General features: G+C 35.7%; 15 protein-coding genes. 7 read left to right on the top strand and 8 right to left on the bottom strand.

The genetic code is table 11. The annotated features are described in order from the left end of the window. Positions 1-232 precede the first annotated feature (232 nt). The 5 genes from R2Q16_RS02935 to hemW all read right to left on the bottom strand — a co-directional run bounded on the left by R2Q16_RS02935 (position 233) and on the right by hemW (position 5126). Complete coding sequence (locus R2Q16_RS02935; RefSeq protein WP_316735076.1) at positions 233-1111, bottom strand: cupin-like domain-containing protein; 879 nt, start codon at positions 1109-1111, stop codon at positions 233-235. A gap of 126 nt (positions 1112-1237) precedes the next feature. Continuing rightward, complete coding sequence (locus tag R2Q16_RS02930; RefSeq protein WP_316735075.1) at positions 1238-2023, bottom strand: DUF3050 domain-containing protein; 786 nt, start codon at positions 2021-2023, stop codon at positions 1238-1240. Positions 2024-2241: 218 nt separating this feature from the next. After that, the gene (locus tag R2Q16_RS02925; protein WP_316735074.1) at positions 2242-2793 is read right to left on the bottom strand and encodes a fasciclin domain-containing protein; all 552 of its coding nucleotides are present in this window, start codon (positions 2791-2793) and stop codon (positions 2242-2244) included. A 322-nt stretch (positions 2794-3115) separates the two neighbouring features. Then, entirely contained in the window at positions 3116-3898 is a 783-nt protein-coding gene (locus R2Q16_RS02920) for an SDR family oxidoreductase (protein ID WP_316735073.1), read from the bottom strand. A 97-nt stretch (positions 3899-3995) separates the two neighbouring features. Then, a complete protein-coding gene (hemW, locus tag R2Q16_RS02915) occupies positions 3996-5126 on the bottom strand; it encodes a radical SAM family heme chaperone HemW (RefSeq protein ID WP_316735072.1) in 1131 nt (376 codons plus the stop codon). Positions 5127-5218: 92 nt separating this feature from the next. On the opposite strand from hemW, the gene R2Q16_RS02910 reads away from it, so the two are divergent. From R2Q16_RS02910 to gldN, 6 genes are all read left to right on the top strand, one after another. After that, complete coding sequence (locus R2Q16_RS02910) at positions 5219-6196, top strand: DUF4271 domain-containing protein (protein WP_316735071.1); 978 nt, start codon at positions 5219-5221, stop codon at positions 6194-6196. Between the two features lie 15 nt (positions 6197-6211). Next, the gene (locus R2Q16_RS02905; protein ID WP_316735070.1) at positions 6212-6982 is read left to right on the top strand and encodes a uroporphyrinogen-III synthase; all 771 of its coding nucleotides are present in this window, start codon (positions 6212-6214) and stop codon (positions 6980-6982) included. Positions 6983-7205: 223 nt separating this feature from the next. Then, positions 7206-8534, top strand: coding sequence for an SUMF1/EgtB/PvdO family nonheme iron enzyme (locus tag R2Q16_RS02900; RefSeq protein WP_316735069.1), 1329 nt, complete (start codon positions 7206-7208; stop codon positions 8532-8534). 50 nt (positions 8535-8584) lie between these two features. Continuing rightward, positions 8585-9391, top strand: coding sequence for a gliding motility protein GldL (gldL, locus tag R2Q16_RS02895; protein ID WP_316735068.1), 807 nt, complete (start codon positions 8585-8587; stop codon positions 9389-9391). Between the two features lie 39 nt (positions 9392-9430). Beyond that, the gene (gene gldM, locus R2Q16_RS02890; protein WP_410478141.1) at positions 9431-10966 is read left to right on the top strand and encodes a gliding motility protein GldM; all 1536 of its coding nucleotides are present in this window, start codon (positions 9431-9433) and stop codon (positions 10964-10966) included. A 7-nt stretch (positions 10967-10973) separates the two neighbouring features. Continuing rightward, positions 10974-11879 carry a gliding motility protein GldN gene (gene gldN, locus R2Q16_RS02885; RefSeq protein ID WP_316735066.1) on the top strand — a complete coding sequence of 302 codons (906 nt, stop codon included), beginning with the start codon at positions 10974-10976 and terminating at the stop codon, positions 11877-11879. Positions 11880-11960: 81 nt separating this feature from the next. Here the strand turns inward: gldN and uvrC are convergent, their stop codons facing one another. The 3 genes from uvrC to R2Q16_RS02870 all read right to left on the bottom strand — a co-directional run bounded on the left by uvrC (position 11961) and on the right by R2Q16_RS02870 (position 19031). Continuing rightward, a complete protein-coding gene (gene uvrC / locus R2Q16_RS02880) occupies positions 11961-13763 on the bottom strand; it encodes an excinuclease ABC subunit UvrC (protein WP_316735065.1) in 1803 nt (600 codons plus the stop codon). 205 nt (positions 13764-13968) lie between these two features. Beyond that, positions 13969-16191, bottom strand: coding sequence for a transglycosylase domain-containing protein (locus tag R2Q16_RS02875; protein WP_316735064.1), 2223 nt, complete (start codon positions 16189-16191; stop codon positions 13969-13971). A gap of 56 nt (positions 16192-16247) precedes the next feature. After that, on the bottom strand, positions 16248-19031 hold the full coding sequence (locus R2Q16_RS02870) for a gliding motility protein (protein ID WP_316735063.1): 2784 nt from the start codon (positions 19029-19031) through the stop codon (positions 16248-16250). A gap of 109 nt (positions 19032-19140) precedes the next feature. Between R2Q16_RS02870 and R2Q16_RS02865 the strand changes: the two genes are divergently transcribed. Next, positions 19141-19365, top strand: coding sequence for an AtpZ/AtpI family protein (locus tag R2Q16_RS02865; protein WP_316735062.1), 225 nt, complete (start codon positions 19141-19143; stop codon positions 19363-19365). Positions 19366-19419 lie beyond the last annotated feature (54 nt).

Genomic DNA, 19419 nt, shown 5'->3' with positions numbered 1-19419 from the left:
GTTCCTCCTCGCAATGACGATAATAGTAGAGGTAGACGTTTACAAAAAGATTGAAGCAAATGGCGGGGCTGGCCTAACCGAAACGCATAGGAACTTGCTTTTCTAATCTAAGAATGGTGAAATCAAGCATTGAAAATTATTCTATAGAACAAAAAACGGGGCCTTCGAAAAATCGAATGCCCCGCTGAAATTGCTTTCCCCAAAACCTTTAAACGGTTTAATATATATATTATTATGGTCTTCCTTTTGCTAAAGCTCTTTCTGCAATTTTTACTGCTTTTTTCTCTCGCCAGTTTGCATATTTTTCTTTAAAAGTCATCTTTATTAAGCTGTCGATTGCGCCATGTGTAAATAAACTCCATACACTTGCAACCTTTCTGCTAATAGATTGATCCCAGGCACGAAGACTAAGCGAGAACGAGCCATCAACATATTTCATCCAGTGCCACATTCCGGTTGGCATAAATAAGGTATCACCGTGTTCTAAAAATACTTCATAACCTTCTACACCCTTTAAAGCCGGGAATTTCTCGAAATCCGGATTGGCAACATCGTAATCTTCTAATGCGTATGTTGCATTTGGTAAGCAGTACAAACGGTCTTTCCATTTATTATCGAATAAAACTATATGTTTTCTGCCACCAAAATGGGTGTGGAAAATATGTGGTAAATCAATATCGTAATGTAAAAACGTAACCGAGTTTGATCCGCCAAAAAACATTGCCGGCATGCTTTCGATAAAACCACCCATTAAATCTTTGGGTATTTTTATGTCATTAATTAAGCTTGGAACTTTTTTAAATAAATTGAAAAAGAAAATACGAAGCTCAGTTGGTTCGCGTTTTATCAAATCCAGATAATCGCCAAATTTCATATGTGCAGTGGCGGCATTAATTGGTTTTGATGGATCGGCTTTAGAATTATCGTACAAAGGAACTTCTAAATCTCCACCAATTTCTTTTAAATATTCAGTCGTCCATTTTTCTCTTGCAGGCCAATCTTTTGTAAGGCCTCTAATCACCAAAGGACGTTTCGTTTTCAGATAATTTTTCTTAAAATCCTCTGGAGTGATATTCTCAACGATATCTACAGGTTTTAAAATGAAACTCATGGGCTCAAAATCGGCTGTTTATACCGAACACAAATGTGTGAATTTTATTTAATAATTTTGTTACGAACCTTTAAAAGTGACGAAAATCACTTAATTCTGACTTAATAATTATTTAATAATTAGTTGTTATGCAACAACTTTTTGTTTAATTATTTCGGCATATGCGGCGTCCCATAAATCAATTCGGCTCTGTAAGGCAAGTTTTGCAGTTTGCTCGGCTTCTAACCAAAAACTTTCATTTTGTTCGCAAAGTTTTTCTGTCATTGATAAAGCCAAATGGCTATGGTGGTCGCCATCAACTTCTATATGTCGCTCTAAATAATATTTAAATGTAGATACCTGCTCGGGATTACTGCTGTTTAAGTCGTTAACCATGCTAAAGAACATATTCGGTATTAAATCTTCTCTACCGAAAGTAAAACTCGCTGCTTGTAGGTAAGATTTATTGTTATTAATGGTTTCAAACGTCGATTTAACAAAATTTCTGGCCGCATCCGGAACTTGAGCAAGCTCAAAAGCCATATCGAAATCTCTCCCGTTTTGTAATGATGTTAAGAAATTTTTAATTGGTTGCGTATTTGCGCCACATTGTTCCATCGCATCAAGGTACATTTCAAAATGACTTTTAATATTACCATTCGCATCAACATCACTTTCTTCTCCGGCTACAATTTCGTTAATTAACTGGCGAGAAACTGGATCGCCCACGGGAAACCAAGGTAGTGTAGTGCAGGTTAAATTTATTTGCAGGGCTTTAAGTAGCGACATAAAATCCCACACGGCATAAATATGATGCTCCATGAAAATTTGTAAATCTTCCAGTTCACTTATTTCGCTGTAAACTTTGTGGTTAATGATTTGCTGCCTAAGCGGCTCAATGTTTTGTTGAATTTTTGAAATGTTGGGATTCATTGTCTTATTAATAGAATGGCTGGTCGAAGTTTATTTGTAGTCGTAAACCATTCATTGTGTTCGAGGTCAAAATTATATACATAATCATCAGCATTAAGCAAATATTAAAAAACCTGAAAAAAGGCTGACAAATAGCAGCCGGTTTGATTAAATTTTGCCAATAAAAAAACGCTTCTGCATGAGCAGAAACGTTTTCGTTATAATTATAGGGACGTGAATTATTTTGGCATTAAAACGGTATCTACAACATGGATAACCCCATTTTTTTGGTTAACATCAGCAATCGTAACTGTGCTCATTCCGCCTTTTTCATCTTTAAGTACCAGTTTTTTGCCTTCCATCCAAGCCCAAAGTTTTCCGCCTTGAACTGTAGTTAATTCAGCTTTACCACCGCCGGCTTTAATCGCAGCAGCAATTGCTTTGCTATCCATTTTGCCGGCAACAACGTGGTAAGTTAAAATTTTAGTAAGCATTGCTTTGTTTTCAGGTTTAACTAAATTATCAACCGTTCCGGCAGGTAATTTATCAAAAGCAGCGTTTGTTGGTGCAAAAACGGTAAACGGACCAGCGCCTTTTAAAGTTTCTACTAAACCAGCAGCTTTAACGGCCGCTACTAAAGTTGTGTGGTCTTTTGAGTTTACAGCATTATCAACAATATCTTTAGTTGCATACATTGCTGCACCACCAACCATTGGATTTTTTTGAGCGTAAACTTGACTTGTAAATGCCATAGTTACAACGGCAATTGCAGATAGGATTAATTTTTTCATTATTTCTAATTTTTAAGTTTCTGTTATTTGATTCCATTTACGACAGGACACAGATGCTTGGTTTTTAGAAATTAAAATAAAGATTTAAGTTGTTGGTATTTAGTGTTTTATTTTGTTTTGAAAATGTGCTGTAGAAAATATTCCTGATGGCAGTCCGCCTTTTCGCTAAATCTTTTTTGCGCAATACTTAAACCCACGAATTCTATTTATTAAAGTGCTCAGGAGAATTTGAGAATTTAATCAAAGGCAAAAAAGGATATCGCTGCAATGCGGTTTAAATTACTCGGCTTTGTGCGATACACGAAGTTTCCTGGCAAGATGCCTATATAACTTTCGCTTCTCTAACTTTTTTCGAAAAAATCTTTGGGAAAAACCTTTTTAACAGAACGGCTTTGGTTTCTTTACCTCCAATATAAACCTCTTCTTTCTTAGCAGAAACCGCCTTAATAATTTCCCTCGCACAATCTTCGGCGCTCATTCCATTGGCCTGAGCATCATCCATAGTTCCCTGTATTTTGCCATTAGCGGTAAGGGCATTTATCGAAACATTTGTTTTGATAAAACCTGGGCAAACAATGGTGATGTCGATATTTTTATCATAAACCTCAGGGCGTAGAGAATCAAAATAGCCATGTAAAGCATGCTTTGAAGCCGAATACGCGGAGCGAAGTTTTGTGCCGAATTTACCAACTAAACTACTTACAACTACAATTTGTCCGCCTCCGTTTGCCATCATAACCGGAAGAACAGTTTTGCTTAAAACCACTGTTCCCCAGAAATTTGTCGACATGATTTGTTGCTCCGTTTTAGTATCAGTTGCTAAAGCCAAACTTCTTTGGCTCACCCCACCAGAATTGATGAGCAAATCAATCTTTCCGAAAATTTTAATGGCATCCCCAGCTTTTTGTTCTAAAATTTCTGTTTCACTTAAGTCGAAAGGTAAAACATGTACATTAAAAGAGTTTTGGCAGTTTCCTTTTATCCTAAAAAGTTCATCTCGATTACGAGCAGAAATAATAAGCTTATTGCCACCTTTAAAATATTCATAAACCAAAGCCTCGCCAATACCAGATGAAGCGCCTGTAATCCATATAATTTTAGACATACCTGTATAATTATTGAATTAAAGATTGATTGAATGATAGAATGACCCTATATGGTGATATAAAAATCATTCAAAATCCACTCATTCTCCAATTCACTCATTCATTAACTATAAACAATTCTGAAGCGATATGGTCAGCAAAAAGTTTTCCGTTTTCGCTCAACCGTATTGTGTCATTTTCAAAAATTAACCAATCTTTCCCTTCAAAATTACGAAGATTGCGTTTGGTTTCGTCAAAGAAATCCTGCCCAAAATCTGCTGCTATTTTTTGCATATCTGTTCCCCAAATTGTTCTTAAAGAGGTCATCATATATTCGTTAAACCTATCGTTTAAGCTTAGTTCTTCAATAATTTCGGGCAGCTTATTTTGGTCTAAAGTTTCCATATACAAAGCATTGTTTGCTGGATTCATGTAGCGGTTTCTGCCATCAAAACCATGTGCCGAGGGGCCAATTCCAATATATTCAACTCCTTTCCAATAGTTTGTATTGTGGATAGCGTAACAATCAGGTTTAGCAAAATTTGAAATTTCATAATGTTCAAAGCCAGCTTCTTTCAGTTTATCCATTAAGATGATAAATTGCGCTGCACTTTGGCTATCATTTACCGGGGTTTGCTTTTTGTTCTTTATCGCATGCGCCAAAGCCGTCTTAGGCTCAACTGTTAAAGCGTATGCAGAAATATGAGGAACGTTCAATTCAATAGCTTTCTGAATATTAATTTTCCATTTTTCATCAGTTAAAAGTGGGTAGCCATAAATTAAATCTAGGGTCAGGTTTTCAAATCCAGCATCCTGACTTCTTTTTATGCAATTTTCTGCCTCAGCTGCATTGTGTGCCCGGTTCATCCAAACCAAATCCTCATTAAAAAATGATTGGATGCCAACACTGAAACGGTTGACAGGAAGCTGCTTTAATTCTTTTAATTTCGGAGCAGTTAAATCATCAGGATTGGTTTCGATGGTAATTTCTGCGCTTGAACTAACAGAATAAGTTTGATTAATGGTATCGAAAATCTTCTGCAATGCCGCTTGAGATAGGATGGAAGGTGTTCCTCCACCTAAATAAATGCTTCCAATCTGTCCGCTAATTCTATCTTTTTTAAACTTGATTTCCTTGCATATGCTTTCTACCATTTCATCGGCATATTTTAGCGATGTACTAAAATGGAAATCGCAATAATGGCAAGCCTTTTTGCAGAAGGGAACATGGATGTAAATACCGGACATTGCTGCAAAGATACATCATATTATAAATCCATTTATTTTCTTTAGGTAAACAATGATTATTCAGCTACTTTTGCAGCTTTAAGTTTTGTGCAATGCTGAAGCATCTTCTAATCTTCTTTTCATTTATCCTTCTTGCTGATTTTGCAGTTGCTCAGCAAATTCCTGCTGTTAAGGATAGTGTTGCTAAGGTTAAGTATGGTTACCGAAGATATAAAGTTGATTCTGCCACTTTAATCAGGCAGCAAATTGTTACCGATTCCATAATTCGCCATACCTGGGTGTTGCCAGATAGTGCCATCAATAAAAATGCTTTGTTGGATAGTGTTCAAAAGGAATATCTTTTTCCATCGCTCGATTTATTAGCCTGGCAGCAGAAATATAAAAACTTCAAGAAAAAGGAAAATCCTTATCAATTAGGAAAAACAATTCCAAAAGGCAATGTGTACCTATTGGGTTTTATATTTATTATGCTGGTTGTATTTGCGATATTAAAAAATGCTTTTGCTAAACAGCTATCAGCTATCGTTCAATCCTTTTTCAGTAATCGTATTTTAAATAATATTAATAAGGAAGATAACTTATTCAGTTCCTGGCCTTTTTTGCTTTTGTTTATACAATTCGGATTCATTTTAGGAATGTTTTTTTTCCTAGTGGCTCAATATTACAACATGTATCAGGCGCAAGACGGATTTAAGTTTTTCTTCTCAATCTCTTTAATAATTATTGTTTTTTATGCGTTAAAATTAGTCCTTTTAAGATTCTTAGGCTTCTTGTTTAACATGCAAAAACCCGTTGGAGAGTACATTTCAATATTATATTTAAGTTATTTTAATGCTTCTTTATTGTTCATTCCTCTTGTTGTAGCGTTCGCATTATCACCATTAAAATATGGCGCAATTTACATTGGGATAGCGATATTGCTTCTCGTAGTTATATTTGCATTTCAATTACTTAGGGCTGGGGTAACTATACTTTCTAACAATAAGTTTTCGAGAATGCATTTATTTTTGTACTTTTGCGCCCTCGAAATATGTCCTATTTTGATACTAATTAAAACGATAGGACTGTAGCAGAAATAAAGGAAAATGCAAGAAAAGAACGACTCTAGAATCCGTAAAGTAAAAAGTATTTTAGTTACTCTACCGAAACCTGAAACAGAAAAATCTCCTTATTACGATTTGGCTAAAAAGCATAATTTGAAAGTCGATTTCAGATCCTTTATTCATGTTGAAGGTGTTCCTGCAAGAGATTTCAGGAAGGATAAAATTAATTTAGCGGATTTTACTGCAGTAATTTTTACCAGTAGAAATGCAGCCGATCATTTTTTCAGAATATGCGAAGAAATGCGTTACGATGTTCCTGCTGAACTGAAATATTTCTGTCTGTCTGAAACTATAGCTTTGTATCTTCAGAAGTATATTCAATATCGTAAACGTAAAATCTTTTTTGGCAAGCAAACTGCTGCAGATTTAGCTGAGGTATTGAAGAAACACGCAAACGAAAAATTCTTATATCCTTGCTCTGATGTAGCAACTGAGGATACTATGAAGTTCTTGGAAAAAAGCGGTTACGATTTTACACCTGCTGTACTTTTTAGAACGGTTGTAAGCGACCTTTCTGACCTTGCAGAAGTGTTTTATGATGTGATTGCTTTCTTCAGTCCATCAAGTATTCAATCGTTATTTAAAAATTTTCCTGACTTTAAACAAAACAATACTCGAATTGCTGCGTTTGGAGTTAATACGAGCAAAGCTGTAACCGATATGGATTTGATTGTTGATATTGCTGCTCCAACACCTGGAGTGCCATCAATGACAATGGCTATTGAGAATTACATCAAAGTTTCGAATAAATAAAAAGAATCCCTCTATATTTTTTGAAAAGCAAACAATAAACTGCAACTTTTTGAGTTATAGCAGCATAGCGTGCTGTATGTAACGAAAAAATTAGGTTATAAGTGTGTTAAAAACTGTTCTTATACCCTAATTAAAGGGGTTTCGTGTAAATTTTTTGATTTTGTTATATATTTAAATGATTTTTGGTTAATCTCTAATTGTGTTTATACACTATAAATTAAGTATGAAGAAAATTTACTTTCTGTCTATAATGGCGGTAACAGTATTACTCGCTAGCTGTGGTCATGGTGGCCAAGGTGAGCTTGTTGGCTCTTACAACCGTAAATTTAAAAATCAAAGAATTCCATTAGGCATGGTTTATATTCCACCCGGACATACACCACTTGGAGGTTCTGATGAGGATATTACATTCTCACAAGCAGGGCCAAGCAGAATGACAACCATTCCTGCATTCTTTATGGATCAAACTGAAATTTCCAACGCAGAATATCGTCAATTTACAAAATGGGTTCGCGATTCTATAGCTATTGTAGCAATGGGTAACCCACAGCAATATATGATGACCCAAAAAGGTGCTGCCGCTAATGCAGTAGGAGGTCAAAAGTATATCGACTGGAGAAAAGTGGGGAATGGTTCTTCTATTTGGAATGGCAAAGGAAAAGGAGCTAATGCAGCAAATGCAAGTCAGTTGGATAATATGTATTATTCTGGTTTAGATGCATTGCCTGGAAAGAAAGAAATTGATGTTCGTAAGCTTGAATATACCTATGGTATTTTAAATTTTGATAAAGCTGCTTTAGGTCATAAAGATCCGAATAGCAAACGTCAGGATTATATTGATAGATATACCATTGCGGTTTATCCAGATACAATGGTTTGGAAAACAGATTATTCTTACTCACAAAACGATCCGATGGTTAGAGGTTATTTTAACCATCCATCTTATGATGACTATCCGGTTGTAGGTGTGAGTTGGGAGCAATCACAAGCTTTTACACACTGGCGTACACAATTGTATCAGGGTGTAGCATCAGCAAGAAAAATGCCTGCAAATGCGAGAGCAGATTATAGATTACCATCAGAATCTGAATTTGAATATGCAGCAAGAGGTGGTAACACAAAAACCAAATATCCTTGGGGTGGTCCTTATATTAGAAACACTAAAGGCTGCTTACAGGCAAACTTTAAACCTGGTCGTGGAGATTACTCTAGCGATGGTGGTATATATACTGTAGGCGTACGTTCATATTTCCCTAACGATTATGGCTTATATAATATGTCTGGAAACGTTGCAGAATGGACACAAACTGCTTACAACAAATCAGCAGCACCATTATTACATGACTTAAGTCCAAACTTTACTTACGTTGCAGGTAAAGAGGATAGCAAATATTTAAAACGCAAGGTAGTTAAAGGTGGTTCTTGGAAGGATACAGGTTATTTCTTGCAAAATGCCGTATCAACTTACGAATACCAAGACCAGCAAAGATCTTACATCGGTTTTAGATGCGTATCATCATTATATGGTACAGATTTAAGAAACAAAAACTAACAATCCAATCAAACTAAAAACTAAAAGAAAAACATTTTAATAACTTTTTTATGGCAGCAAAGAAACAACCAAGTTGGTTACACGTAGCGATTTCATGGGGAGCAAGTGTTGTAATTATCGGAGCATTATTTAAAATTTTGCACCTTGGCGGGATATTGGGTAACTATATGATTGGTGCCGGTTTAGGAATTGAGGCTTTGTTATTCTTTTTAACAGGTTTCTTCCCACCAGAACCAGAGCCAGCATGGGAGAGAGTTTATCCTGAATTAAGAGAAGATTTTAAAGGCGAATTGCCTGTTGCTTCGGCAAGACCACAAGCAGCAGTTTCTGCACCAACATCTGCAGCTTTAGATAAAATGTTATCGGACGCTAAAGTTGGTCCAGAATTAATTGAAAGCTTAGGCAACGGTTTACGCACATTTGGCGATAAAGTAGCCGCGATTTCTAGCGTAGCTGATGCTTCAACAGCAACAAATGAATTTACAACAAAAGTAAAAACTGCTTCAGCTGGTTTTGATAATTTAAGTGTTTCTTTTGAAAAAGCTACTGCTAATTTAAAAGCAATGGGCGAAAATAATGTAAATGCTCAGGCTTATCATGATCAGGTTAACAATTTAGCTAAAAACTTATCGGCATTAAATGCAGTTTATGAATTAGAATTACAAGATTCTTCGGCTCATTTAAAATCGATGAATAAATTCTATTCAAACTTATCACTTACGATGCAAAACTTTAACGAATCGATGGAAGATTCTAAACAGTTTAAAGAAGAAGTGAACAAGTTGGCTAAAAACTTATCATCACTAAACGCCATTTATGGTAATATGCTATCGGCTATGAACAGCCCAAGAGTTTAATTTATTTAGTTTTATTTAATTAGAAAAGCTACATAAGAAATGGCAGGCGGAAAAGAATCAACGAGGCAGCGGATGATCAATATCATGTATTTGGTATTGTTAGCTATGCTCGCCCTAAACGTATCAGACACAATATTAGATGCCTTCAAAAACATCAACGATAGTTTAGATACTTCGAAAAATAATGTTAATACGAGTATTGAACAACTTTTTTCATCATTTGAAAATTCAAAATTGAAAGAAGAACCAGCTAGAGCACAGCCAATTTACGATAAAGCTAAACAGGCAAAAGCAGCAGCTGATGATTTGAACAATTACATCGAGAGCATTAAAAAGCAGTTTACCACTGCCGGAGATGGCATAAATCCTGAAACTGGTGATTTGACAAATCGTGATAATATGGACATTGCACCAAATATTATGATTAACCAGAAAGAGGGAGAGAAGCTTAAGGCAAAAATTAATGCTACCCGCGAGAAATTAATTTCATTACTTGATGCTCAAGATAGAGCTTCTGTAACTTTTTCTTTGGAGGCAAAAGATCCGGTTAGAAAAAGAAAAGGAAACTGGGAACAAACTTTATTTGGTGAAGGTACGCCTTTAACTGCCGCAATGACAATTTTGACAAAACTTCAAACGGATACTAAAAATGCTGAAGCTGAGGTTGTTAAAAAGTTATTCGGAAATATGGATAAGGCGATTGTTAACATAGATAAATTTGCAGCAGTTGCTGTTGCGCCAACTTCTTATGTTATTCAAGGTCAGCCTTATACTGCTGAGGTATTTTTAACTGCAAGCGATTCTAGATCGAATCCTGATATTAGCGTTGGTGGCGGTAAACTTTCAGTTAAGGAAGGTAAAGGTACTTATACAGGAAGTACAGGAAGCGTTGGTGTTTTCAAATGGGTTGGAACAATTCGTGTTCGTCAAACTGATGGACAAATCAAAGAATATAAAACTCCTGAACAAAGCTACCAAGTTGCAAAACCATCTGCTAGTGTATCTTCTGATAAGATGAATGTGATTTATGCTGGTATTCCGAATCCATTTTCTGTATCAGCTGCAGGTTTTCCACTAGAAAGTGTTAACGCAAGTGCTTCAGGTGCATCTATGAGTAAAATTGGCGCAGGAAAGTATAACGTATTGGCTAGTGGTTCTCAGGTTGGTTCTGATGTTTCAATTAACGTTACTGCATCAAACGCAGGCAAAACAGTTAGCTTGGGTTCACAGAAATTTAGAGTAAAAGCCATTCCTGCTCCAATTGCAAAAGTTGGTGGTAGAATTGGTGGCGATGTTTCTTCAGTACAATTAAAAAGTGAAACGGAAATTGAGGCAGATTTAGATGATTTCCCATTCGATGTTTCATTCAAGATTTTAAGGTATAAAATAACAGTAATTAAACCACGCTCGGAAGCAGTAACTATTGCAGGTAGTGGAGGTAGTTTTGCTGGTGCTGTAAGAGGTGCTATGAATGCAATCACTCCAGGTTCGAAGGTTTTCTTTGATGATATCGTTTCTCAAGGACCAGACGGCCGCCAGAAAATTTTGCCTTCGGTTTCATTCAATGTTAAATAGAAAAAAGATGAAAAGGATTATAAGCTTTGCGGTTTTAGTTTTATCAACAGGATTGGTTTATGCCCAAACTCCATTAAAGAAAAAGGCACCAGTTCAACAAACTAAAAATACTGCTGTTGCGCCGGTTGATACAGCTAAAAAAGTTACGGTAAAGAAGAAACTTAAGGTGCCACCAAAAGATGGTTTCTATGCTCGAAAGGATATAGATAGCACAGAAATGGTTCCTTTTGCAGATGTACGTGAAGAAGATGTGTTCTACGCTAAACGTATCTGGAGAGAGATTGATTTGAGAGACACTGTTAATTCGGTGCTCAAATCGCCAAAATCGAGATTAATTGATGTGATGATTGCATCAATTAAAGCAGAAGAATTAACAGCTTATGCACCAATTGATAGCGTCTTGAATGAAGATGATGCATTTCATACACCTCTAAGTGCAGATTCAGCAGCTAGAAATGCGTTAGGAACATCAGAGGTTTCTAATAATAAAACAGGTACTGTTACTACTGTTGTTAATGATTTTAATCCAGAATCATTCTTAAAATTTAGAGTTAAGGAAGATTGGATTTTCGATACTAAACGTGGTATTTTTGAGCCTCGTATTGTTGGAATTGCACCTTTAAAATATAATGAAATTTCGAAAGTATGGCAACCGGTATTTTGGGTTAGTTATGATGAATTAAGACCAATCATAGCGCACAAAAGATTAATCAATACCAATAACGATGCATCTACATTAAGTTTCGACGATTTCTTTATCCGTCGTTTATTTAGTAGTTACATTGTTAAAGAATCAAATCCTGGTGATAACAAGCTGAGAGATATTATATCAGACCCTAGAGAAAGATTAATGGAATCTGAAAGAATTAAGAAAGCAGTTCTTGATTACGAACAAGGACTTTGGGAATACTAACAAAAAAGGCTTCGATTTTATCGAAGCCTTTTCTTTTTAATAAGATTTGTCATTGCGATGAACGAAGCAATGAAAGCAGTTTTATTCTTGCTTGAAATAATCTAACAGCGTAACCGTCTGTTTTTTATTCAAAACTTCTGAAAGCTCCTTTTCTGTCGCTTCTTTAATTTTCTTAACGGATTTAAAGTGTTTTAATAACTTATCTGCCGTAGTTTTTCCAATGCCTTCAATCTGTTCAAGTTCAGTCTTCAAAGTGCCCTGGTCGCGTTTTTTTCTATGGAATGTAATTCCAAAACGGTGAGCTTCATCTCGTAACTGTTGGATGATTTTTAACGTTTCAGATTTTTTATCAAGGTAAAGTGGATAAGAATCACCCGGATAAAACAATTCTTCTAACCTTTTGGCGATACCAATTACGGTAACGCGATTGTATATACCCAGTGTTTTTAAACTCTTAACTGCCGATGATAGCTGACCTTTACCGCCATCAATAATAATAAGTTGAGGCAATGGCTGATCTTCCTCTAACATTCTCCTGTAGCGTCTAAAAACGGCTTCTTCCATTGTTGCAAAATCATTCGGACCTTCAACCGTTTTAACATTAAAATGCCTGTAATCTTTTTTAGAAGGTTTTGCATCTTTAAAAACAACAATTGCCGAGACCGGATATTTACCCTGAAAATTCGAGTTATCAAAACACTCAATGTGTCGCGGTAATTGCGTTAAGCGCAAATCTTTCTGCATTGTAGTTAATATGCGGTCGACCCTTAAATCGGGGTTGAGCTTCTCATATTGATTAAGTTTTTCCTTCTTAAAGAATAATACGTTCTTCTGAGACAACTCTAAAAGTTTCTTCTTTTCGCCAAGCTTAGGAACAGTAAATTTGAGGTTATCATCTTCCAAAGAAAGCTCAAATGGAACAATAATTTCTTTCGATGTACTGTTGAATTTTGTACGGAAATCAAGCATGGCAAGCGTTAAAATTTCATCATCGCTCTCATCCAATTGCTTTTTAACCTCAATGGTTTGCGTTTGGATAATTGTACCATTCATCACCTTTAGGTAATTTACAAATGCGTAACGTTCATCAGATGCAATGCTTACCACATCAACATTTGTAATGGCGCTATTTACAACAGTCGATTTACTTTGGTATTTCTCCAAAACTTCTAATCGCCTTGCGTATTGATGCGCAAGTTCAAAGTTTAATTCTTCTGATGCTTTTTTTATTACGCCCTTAACATCGCGAATAACATTGCCGATCTTTCCATTTAAAATTTCCTTTATTTCGCCAATATTTTTATCGTAATCGGCCTCAGTTTGCAAAGCCTGACAAGGACCTTTGCAATTGCCAATCTGATATTCAAGGCAAACTTTGAATTTTCCTTCTGCTATATTTTTCATGTTTAAAGGCAAACTGCAGGTACGGAGCGCATAAGTTTCCTTAATTAAATCCAAAATGGTATGCATCATGCCAATCGAACCGTAAGGTCCAAAATAGGTCGAACCATCCTTAATCACTTTCCTGGTCCAGTATATTCTTGGAAAATGCTCGTTTTTGACAATAATCCAAGGGTAGGTCTTATCGTCCTTTAAGTTAATGTTAAACTTTGGCTGATGCTTTTTAATTAAGCTGTTTTCAAGCAACCAGGCATCAATTTCGGTATCAACAATAGTAAAAGTTATCTTGCGGATGCGAGAAACCAAAACCCTGGTTTTACCATTAAACTGGTTTTTATCGCTATTAAAGTACGAGCCAACCCGATTTCGCAAATCTTTCGCCTTGCCAATGTACATCAGCTTTCCATCAACATCCCAATACTGATAAACGCCTGGTTTGTGCGGTATCGCGGTTAATGCTGTTTTATGGTCGAAACTGCTCATCAATACAAATTAAGATTTTATGCGGGATTTTTGTTTTGTTTTTTGAAAATTTGGGCGTGCCCCCAAGCTACGCAAGGGGTCAGGCTATCCACTTCAAGTCCGCTCCCGATGAAACCTGTAAAATATTTAAGCATACCATTTAAAACATAAAACTGTGCTTAAAATCGGGATTGCGGGCTTTCCGTTACTATCCTTCACGCAAAACCTAGAAGCCTAATTTCTCGTCAAGCTCGGTGGTACCTTCTTCCTGTTGTTGGTATTGATTGCAATCGAACACAATAGAAACTCCCGATTTCGGAGCTTCAAAATCTGCATGACTTATCTTCAACTTCGGATTTGCATAAACTCGTTTAATAAAACCTGCAAAAATGGGCAAAGCTGTATTTGCACCTTCACCCTGACTGGTACTGATAAAATGGAAAGCACGGTCCTCGCAACCTGTCCAAATGCCAGTTACCAATTGTGGCGTTATCGACATAAACCAACCATCAGAGTTATTTTGCGTTGTACCGGTTTTACCACCAATTGGTGCATTAACGTGGTACTTGTAATTTAATCTCGAACCCGTTCCATTTGTAACTACACCTTTTAGCATTCTGGTCATTACGTAAGCAACTTCCTCGCTCATAATTGGTTTTGGTATTGGCTTTTGAGAAAACAAAACGACACCATTCTTATCTTCAATTCTTAATAAATAAACAGGTTTTGTGTAGACCCCTTTATTTGCGAATGCACCGTAAGCACCGACCATGTTGTAAATTGATGAATCAAATGTACCAAGTGCAATTGATGGATAAGCTGGAACATTTGGTATACCCATTTTAGTTGCCAAAGTAGACACGGCAACCGGACCAACCTGTTTCATCAAATAAGCTGTAACATAGTTTTGAGAATAAGCCAAAGCCTTTTGTAAAGTTATAGAGCCTTCCAATGGTTTTCCTGATGATCTTGGTGTCCAAGGATCACCATAACCTTCTATCGTTACAGGTGTATTTGGCACAGATAAACATGGTGAAAAACCATTTTCAACGGCAACTGCATAAGTAAATGGTTTAGCTGTTGAACCAACCTGTCTGGTGCCCATTTTAACCTGGTCGTATTTAAAATGCTCGTAATTTATACCTCCAACCCAAGCTTTTACATAACCTGTTGATGGATCCATACTCATCATCGCATTGCGTAAAAGCATTTTGTAATAACGAACCGAATCAATCGGTTTCATGGTTGTATCTACATTTCCTTTCCATGTAAAAATGGTAAGTTGCGTAGGTGTGTTAAAATCTGTTTTAATTTCTTCGTCGCTTTTGCCTTCTAATTTTAACGATTTGTAACGGTCAGAACGTTTTATGCCTTGTTCAATCTGCAATGCCTTATCTCGAAATGGATTACGACCTTTCCAGCTGTTAGTAAATTGTGCCTGAAGCGTTTTCATGTATTCTTTTTGCGCCGCTTCTGCATATTCCTGCATATCGTAATTTAGAGTAGTATAGATTTTTAAGCCATCTCTATCTAAATCATAGGGTGTTCCATCAGGTTTGGTAATGCCTTGTTCTTCAAAAATATTTTTGATATCAGCTTTTAATACAGAACGGAAATACGGTGCAATACCATCATTAACAGTAGCTGCGTTAAAATGTAAACCCAAAGGTTTTGCTTGTTCGGTTTCGAATTGTTGTGGCGTCAAAAAATCAGATTTTACCATCATAGCCATTACCGTATTTCGGCGGGTTTTAGAACGCTCGGGATTACGAGTTGGCGAATACATCGTAATACCTTTCTGCATCCCAACCAAGGTTGCAGCTTCGGTAATGCTTAATTTATCCGGAGTCGTATTGAAATAAACCCTTGCAGCAGATTTAATTCCATAAGCCTGATTACCAAAATCTACGGTATTCAAATACATGGTAATAATTTCTTCTTTGGTGTAATTACGCTCCAATTTAACGGCTACAACCCATTCTTTAAATTTTTGCATCACACGCTTAAAGAAATTTCTTTCTCGGCCTTCTTCCGAGAATAAATTTAGCGCCAATTGTTGGGTAATAGTACTTCCGCCTTGTTTTTTACCAATTAAATTGTAACCAATTATGGTAAAAGTTCTTTGGAAATCTATACCTGAATGGTCTTTAAAACGGGTGTCTTCAGTTGCTATTAAGCTATTGATAACATTTGGTGAGATATCTTTATAAGTAACATTTGAACGGTTTTGAACAAAATAAGTACCTAATGGTCTTCCATCTTCAGCAATGATTTCTGAAGCTTGATTACTTTTTGGGTGTTCAATATCTCTAAAAGAAGGCAAACTTCCGAAAAGTCCGAAACCGAGCATGGAGATAAAGATGGCGAAGATTGCAATTCCTCCAATCACAATTTTCCATATTCTTAAATTATATCTTTTAATATCAGCTTCTGAAATAGATTTTTTCATCCGTGTGTGTTGTTTGTTGTTGATGAGCTTAGGCTAAAATTCAGCCAAACCTCATGCTAATAATTGTTTTTGTAAAACTCAAGGTACTCGTCAATACGATTCCTGTTTGTTAACTTTTCGAAATTTTCTTTGCTAATTATGAAGGCTTTATATTTCGTTGCCGGAACTTTCATTATATTTTTTAATTGTCCCTTTATACTTTCTTCATAAATTTTAGCGTCTTCCATATCTACGAAACTGCTTACATAAATCAGTTGGTCATCATCTAATTCTATCAATTTATGCGCCAAATCGTTATCAGGATAATTGCCTCTGTTAAATTGTCCAATTCCAAATCTAGAAGAGCTCAAAGTTAAGGAAGCATCTGCAACATCTACAACATAATAGTAAGTATTTGATGCAGCATTACTGAAAATACTAACAGCTTTTACATCTAAAGGTTTAATATTTGTATTTGTATCAACCTGTTTTTCTGGTTGTTTTCCAATGTTTTCTGGTTGTTTTTCGTTTGCTGCGTTTATATTTTCTGTTAGTTTTGGCTTACTTTCTGTAGATGGGGCCTGTGCAACAAAACGTGGTTCATTCGAATCGAAATCGACCAAGGCAACCGGACGAAGTTTAAATTCTTCAATGTTTGCTTGGATGTATTTTAAATGATCGCGAACCAACGGCACAATAATTAAATCATTCGGATACAATGTTGTAATCGAATTAAACTCAATCAATAAAGCATCAACTTTTGATGTTCTGCCTACAGCAATCGCTTTCAAATAAGCATATTGTGGCGATAAATCGCTGTTTGGATAAGCCGTAAGATTCTCATTTACTTGTTTGATAACACTGCTATAATCTTTACGAGCATAATTATCGAATACTTTGTTGTATTGTTCATTAACTATATTTTCCAACTGATCTTGCTTCGTTGAATAATCAGGATCCAAAATGGTTTTGGCAAAATTTGATTCCGGGTACTTACTTAAAACCTGTTGCCTGTATTCATTAGATTTATTAGCATCGCTATCTTTATAATTCAGATACAAACTGTAGTAAATTGCAGCCAGATGGTTGTTTTCGGGGAATCTTCTCAATAATTCTAAATAAATCTTGTTGGCCTCTGGAATATCGTTTAATTCTTGCTGGTAAAAACTTGCAATCTCGAAATATGAATCAATAATTTTTTGGTTTGAAGCTTGCAGTAATTCAGGTGTTACGGGCAGATTATCTAAAAATTGTTTCTCAATAGATGTTTGTGAAGCATTTGCATTGGTACTCTGGTCATTTAACGGATTAATTCCGGTCGCTACATTTCCGCCCGCTAAAATTTGGATATTATCTTGTGCAGATGAACGTACACTCTGACGCCAATTATCTTCCAACTGTCGGTTTCCCCAACGCTTTTTAAAATCGGCAAATCCATTACTTATGGCTGCGCTGTTGTTAAAGTAAAAAGTATTTCCAGAGCCATTCGATAAATTCGAATTAAGCGATTGGTTTGGCGCAGCAATGTTATTAAGAAAATCATTTCCGCTTGAATTTGCTGGGTTTGAGACCTCAACTTTAGGGCGTAAATAATCTTTTACTTTAGCAGTTCTTTCGCCTTCAGGTAAGCGGGCAATAAATTGTGCGGTATCTTCTTTTGAAATTATGGTGTATCTATCAACTAAATATTGCAGGTTGTTTGCTTTTTTAACAATGTTATCATAATCCGAGAAATTCTTCGGCAAAATCGACACAGCGCTATCATAATAAAGCTTCGCTCTTATATAATTTTTAAACTCCTTAAAATTCAAGTCGGCAACCTTTAGATAAGATATTGCCTTTTGGTCTTGATTTTTAATACTTTTTTGAATCGATTTTTGATAATATTCTTCCGCTTTTACAAAATTCCCCTCTGTAGAAAACAGTTCTCCAACTTGATAATATATCTGATCAGTATAATCCGAATTCTTGTCGTCTTTTAACAAAGCGAGCAAGGCCTGTTCTTCATTAATTTTATAACCACTTATTATGGCTCTAAGTTTAATTCGGTTTAAATTTGCATGAAAATACATTTCAAAAGGTGCATTGCTATTTTCTACCTTCGTAAAATTGATAAATGCATTTTGATAATCTTTTTCCTTTTCCTGCAATTGCGCCAAAATGTATTGCCACCTAATGCGAAGCTGCTTTTCGTTTGCTAATCTGATTGCATTTTCCAAAAGTAAAATTGCTTCTTTATTTCTCTTTTGATAGATACGCATTTGTGCTGTTGTAGCCAATGGTTCTGCAATATCTTTTTTAAGATTATCGGCCACACGCAGCATGGTGTCCAAAATTTTATCGGCGAACGACATGTTATTCAATTGCATCTGGCTTCTGGCTTTCCAGTTCATTGCCATTACAAAAGTTTTTGCATCGCTGTTGTAGGTTTTGGCTACATAATCAAAATATTCTGATGAGATGAAGTAATTTCCTTTTAGATAATTTGCCCGACCGAGTAGCATGTAGGCATCGTCAATATAATTACTAAAGCTTTTCTCGTTGATGATGTTTTGACCTTTGAAGATTACATCATCCAGTTGCTTATTTTCTATTCCTGGTGATAAAACTAAGTTTACCTGAGGTTGCGGGTCTAAATACACCTGAAGAACTTGTTCATAATTATCTTTATAACTTTGCAACAAGCTTTCATTATATTCTGTTAATAAAACATTCGAATTATATATATAGTTATACCTGGCCGTGAGGTTTTGCATCTTACGGTCTAAGGCGGTATTCTTATTGGCTACGCAGCCGTAAATGAATAATATGCCAATAAATAAAACGAAGGGAGATAAAGTTTTGTTGGTATATTTTTTCAAGTATTATTGATTGCTTTTTTAGTATATAGAATAAACAAAATGTAAGTAAAATTATTTTACTTAGCGGTACATTTAATTAATCAAAGTTAATTATTTATTATATTAATTGATGGATAAACCTGAACACGAGAATAACGGTAAAAAGTTTAGCGGAATGGCAAAATACTCAGCTATTGGCTTCCAGATGATAGCTACAATTGGCTTGCTAACTTTTATAGGTTATAAAATTGATGAATATCAGAAAAACGAATCGAATCTAATTACGGCAATTTTTGCTTTAATTGGCGTTGTGTTGGGTTTATATCAGGCAATAAGGCAGGTTACAAAACCTTAACAATTTCAAAAGGTAAATTACCAATTTGAGTATTAGCTACTTGATTTTAAAAAT

It is taken from the genome of Pedobacter aquatilis (assembly GCF_032678425.1).
GTDB lineage: Bacteria > Bacteroidota > Bacteroidia > Sphingobacteriales > Sphingobacteriaceae > Pedobacter > Pedobacter aquatilis_B.
The sequence above is the reverse complement of the archived record's forward strand: the minus strand, read 5'-3'. Positions and strand labels throughout refer to the sequence as shown.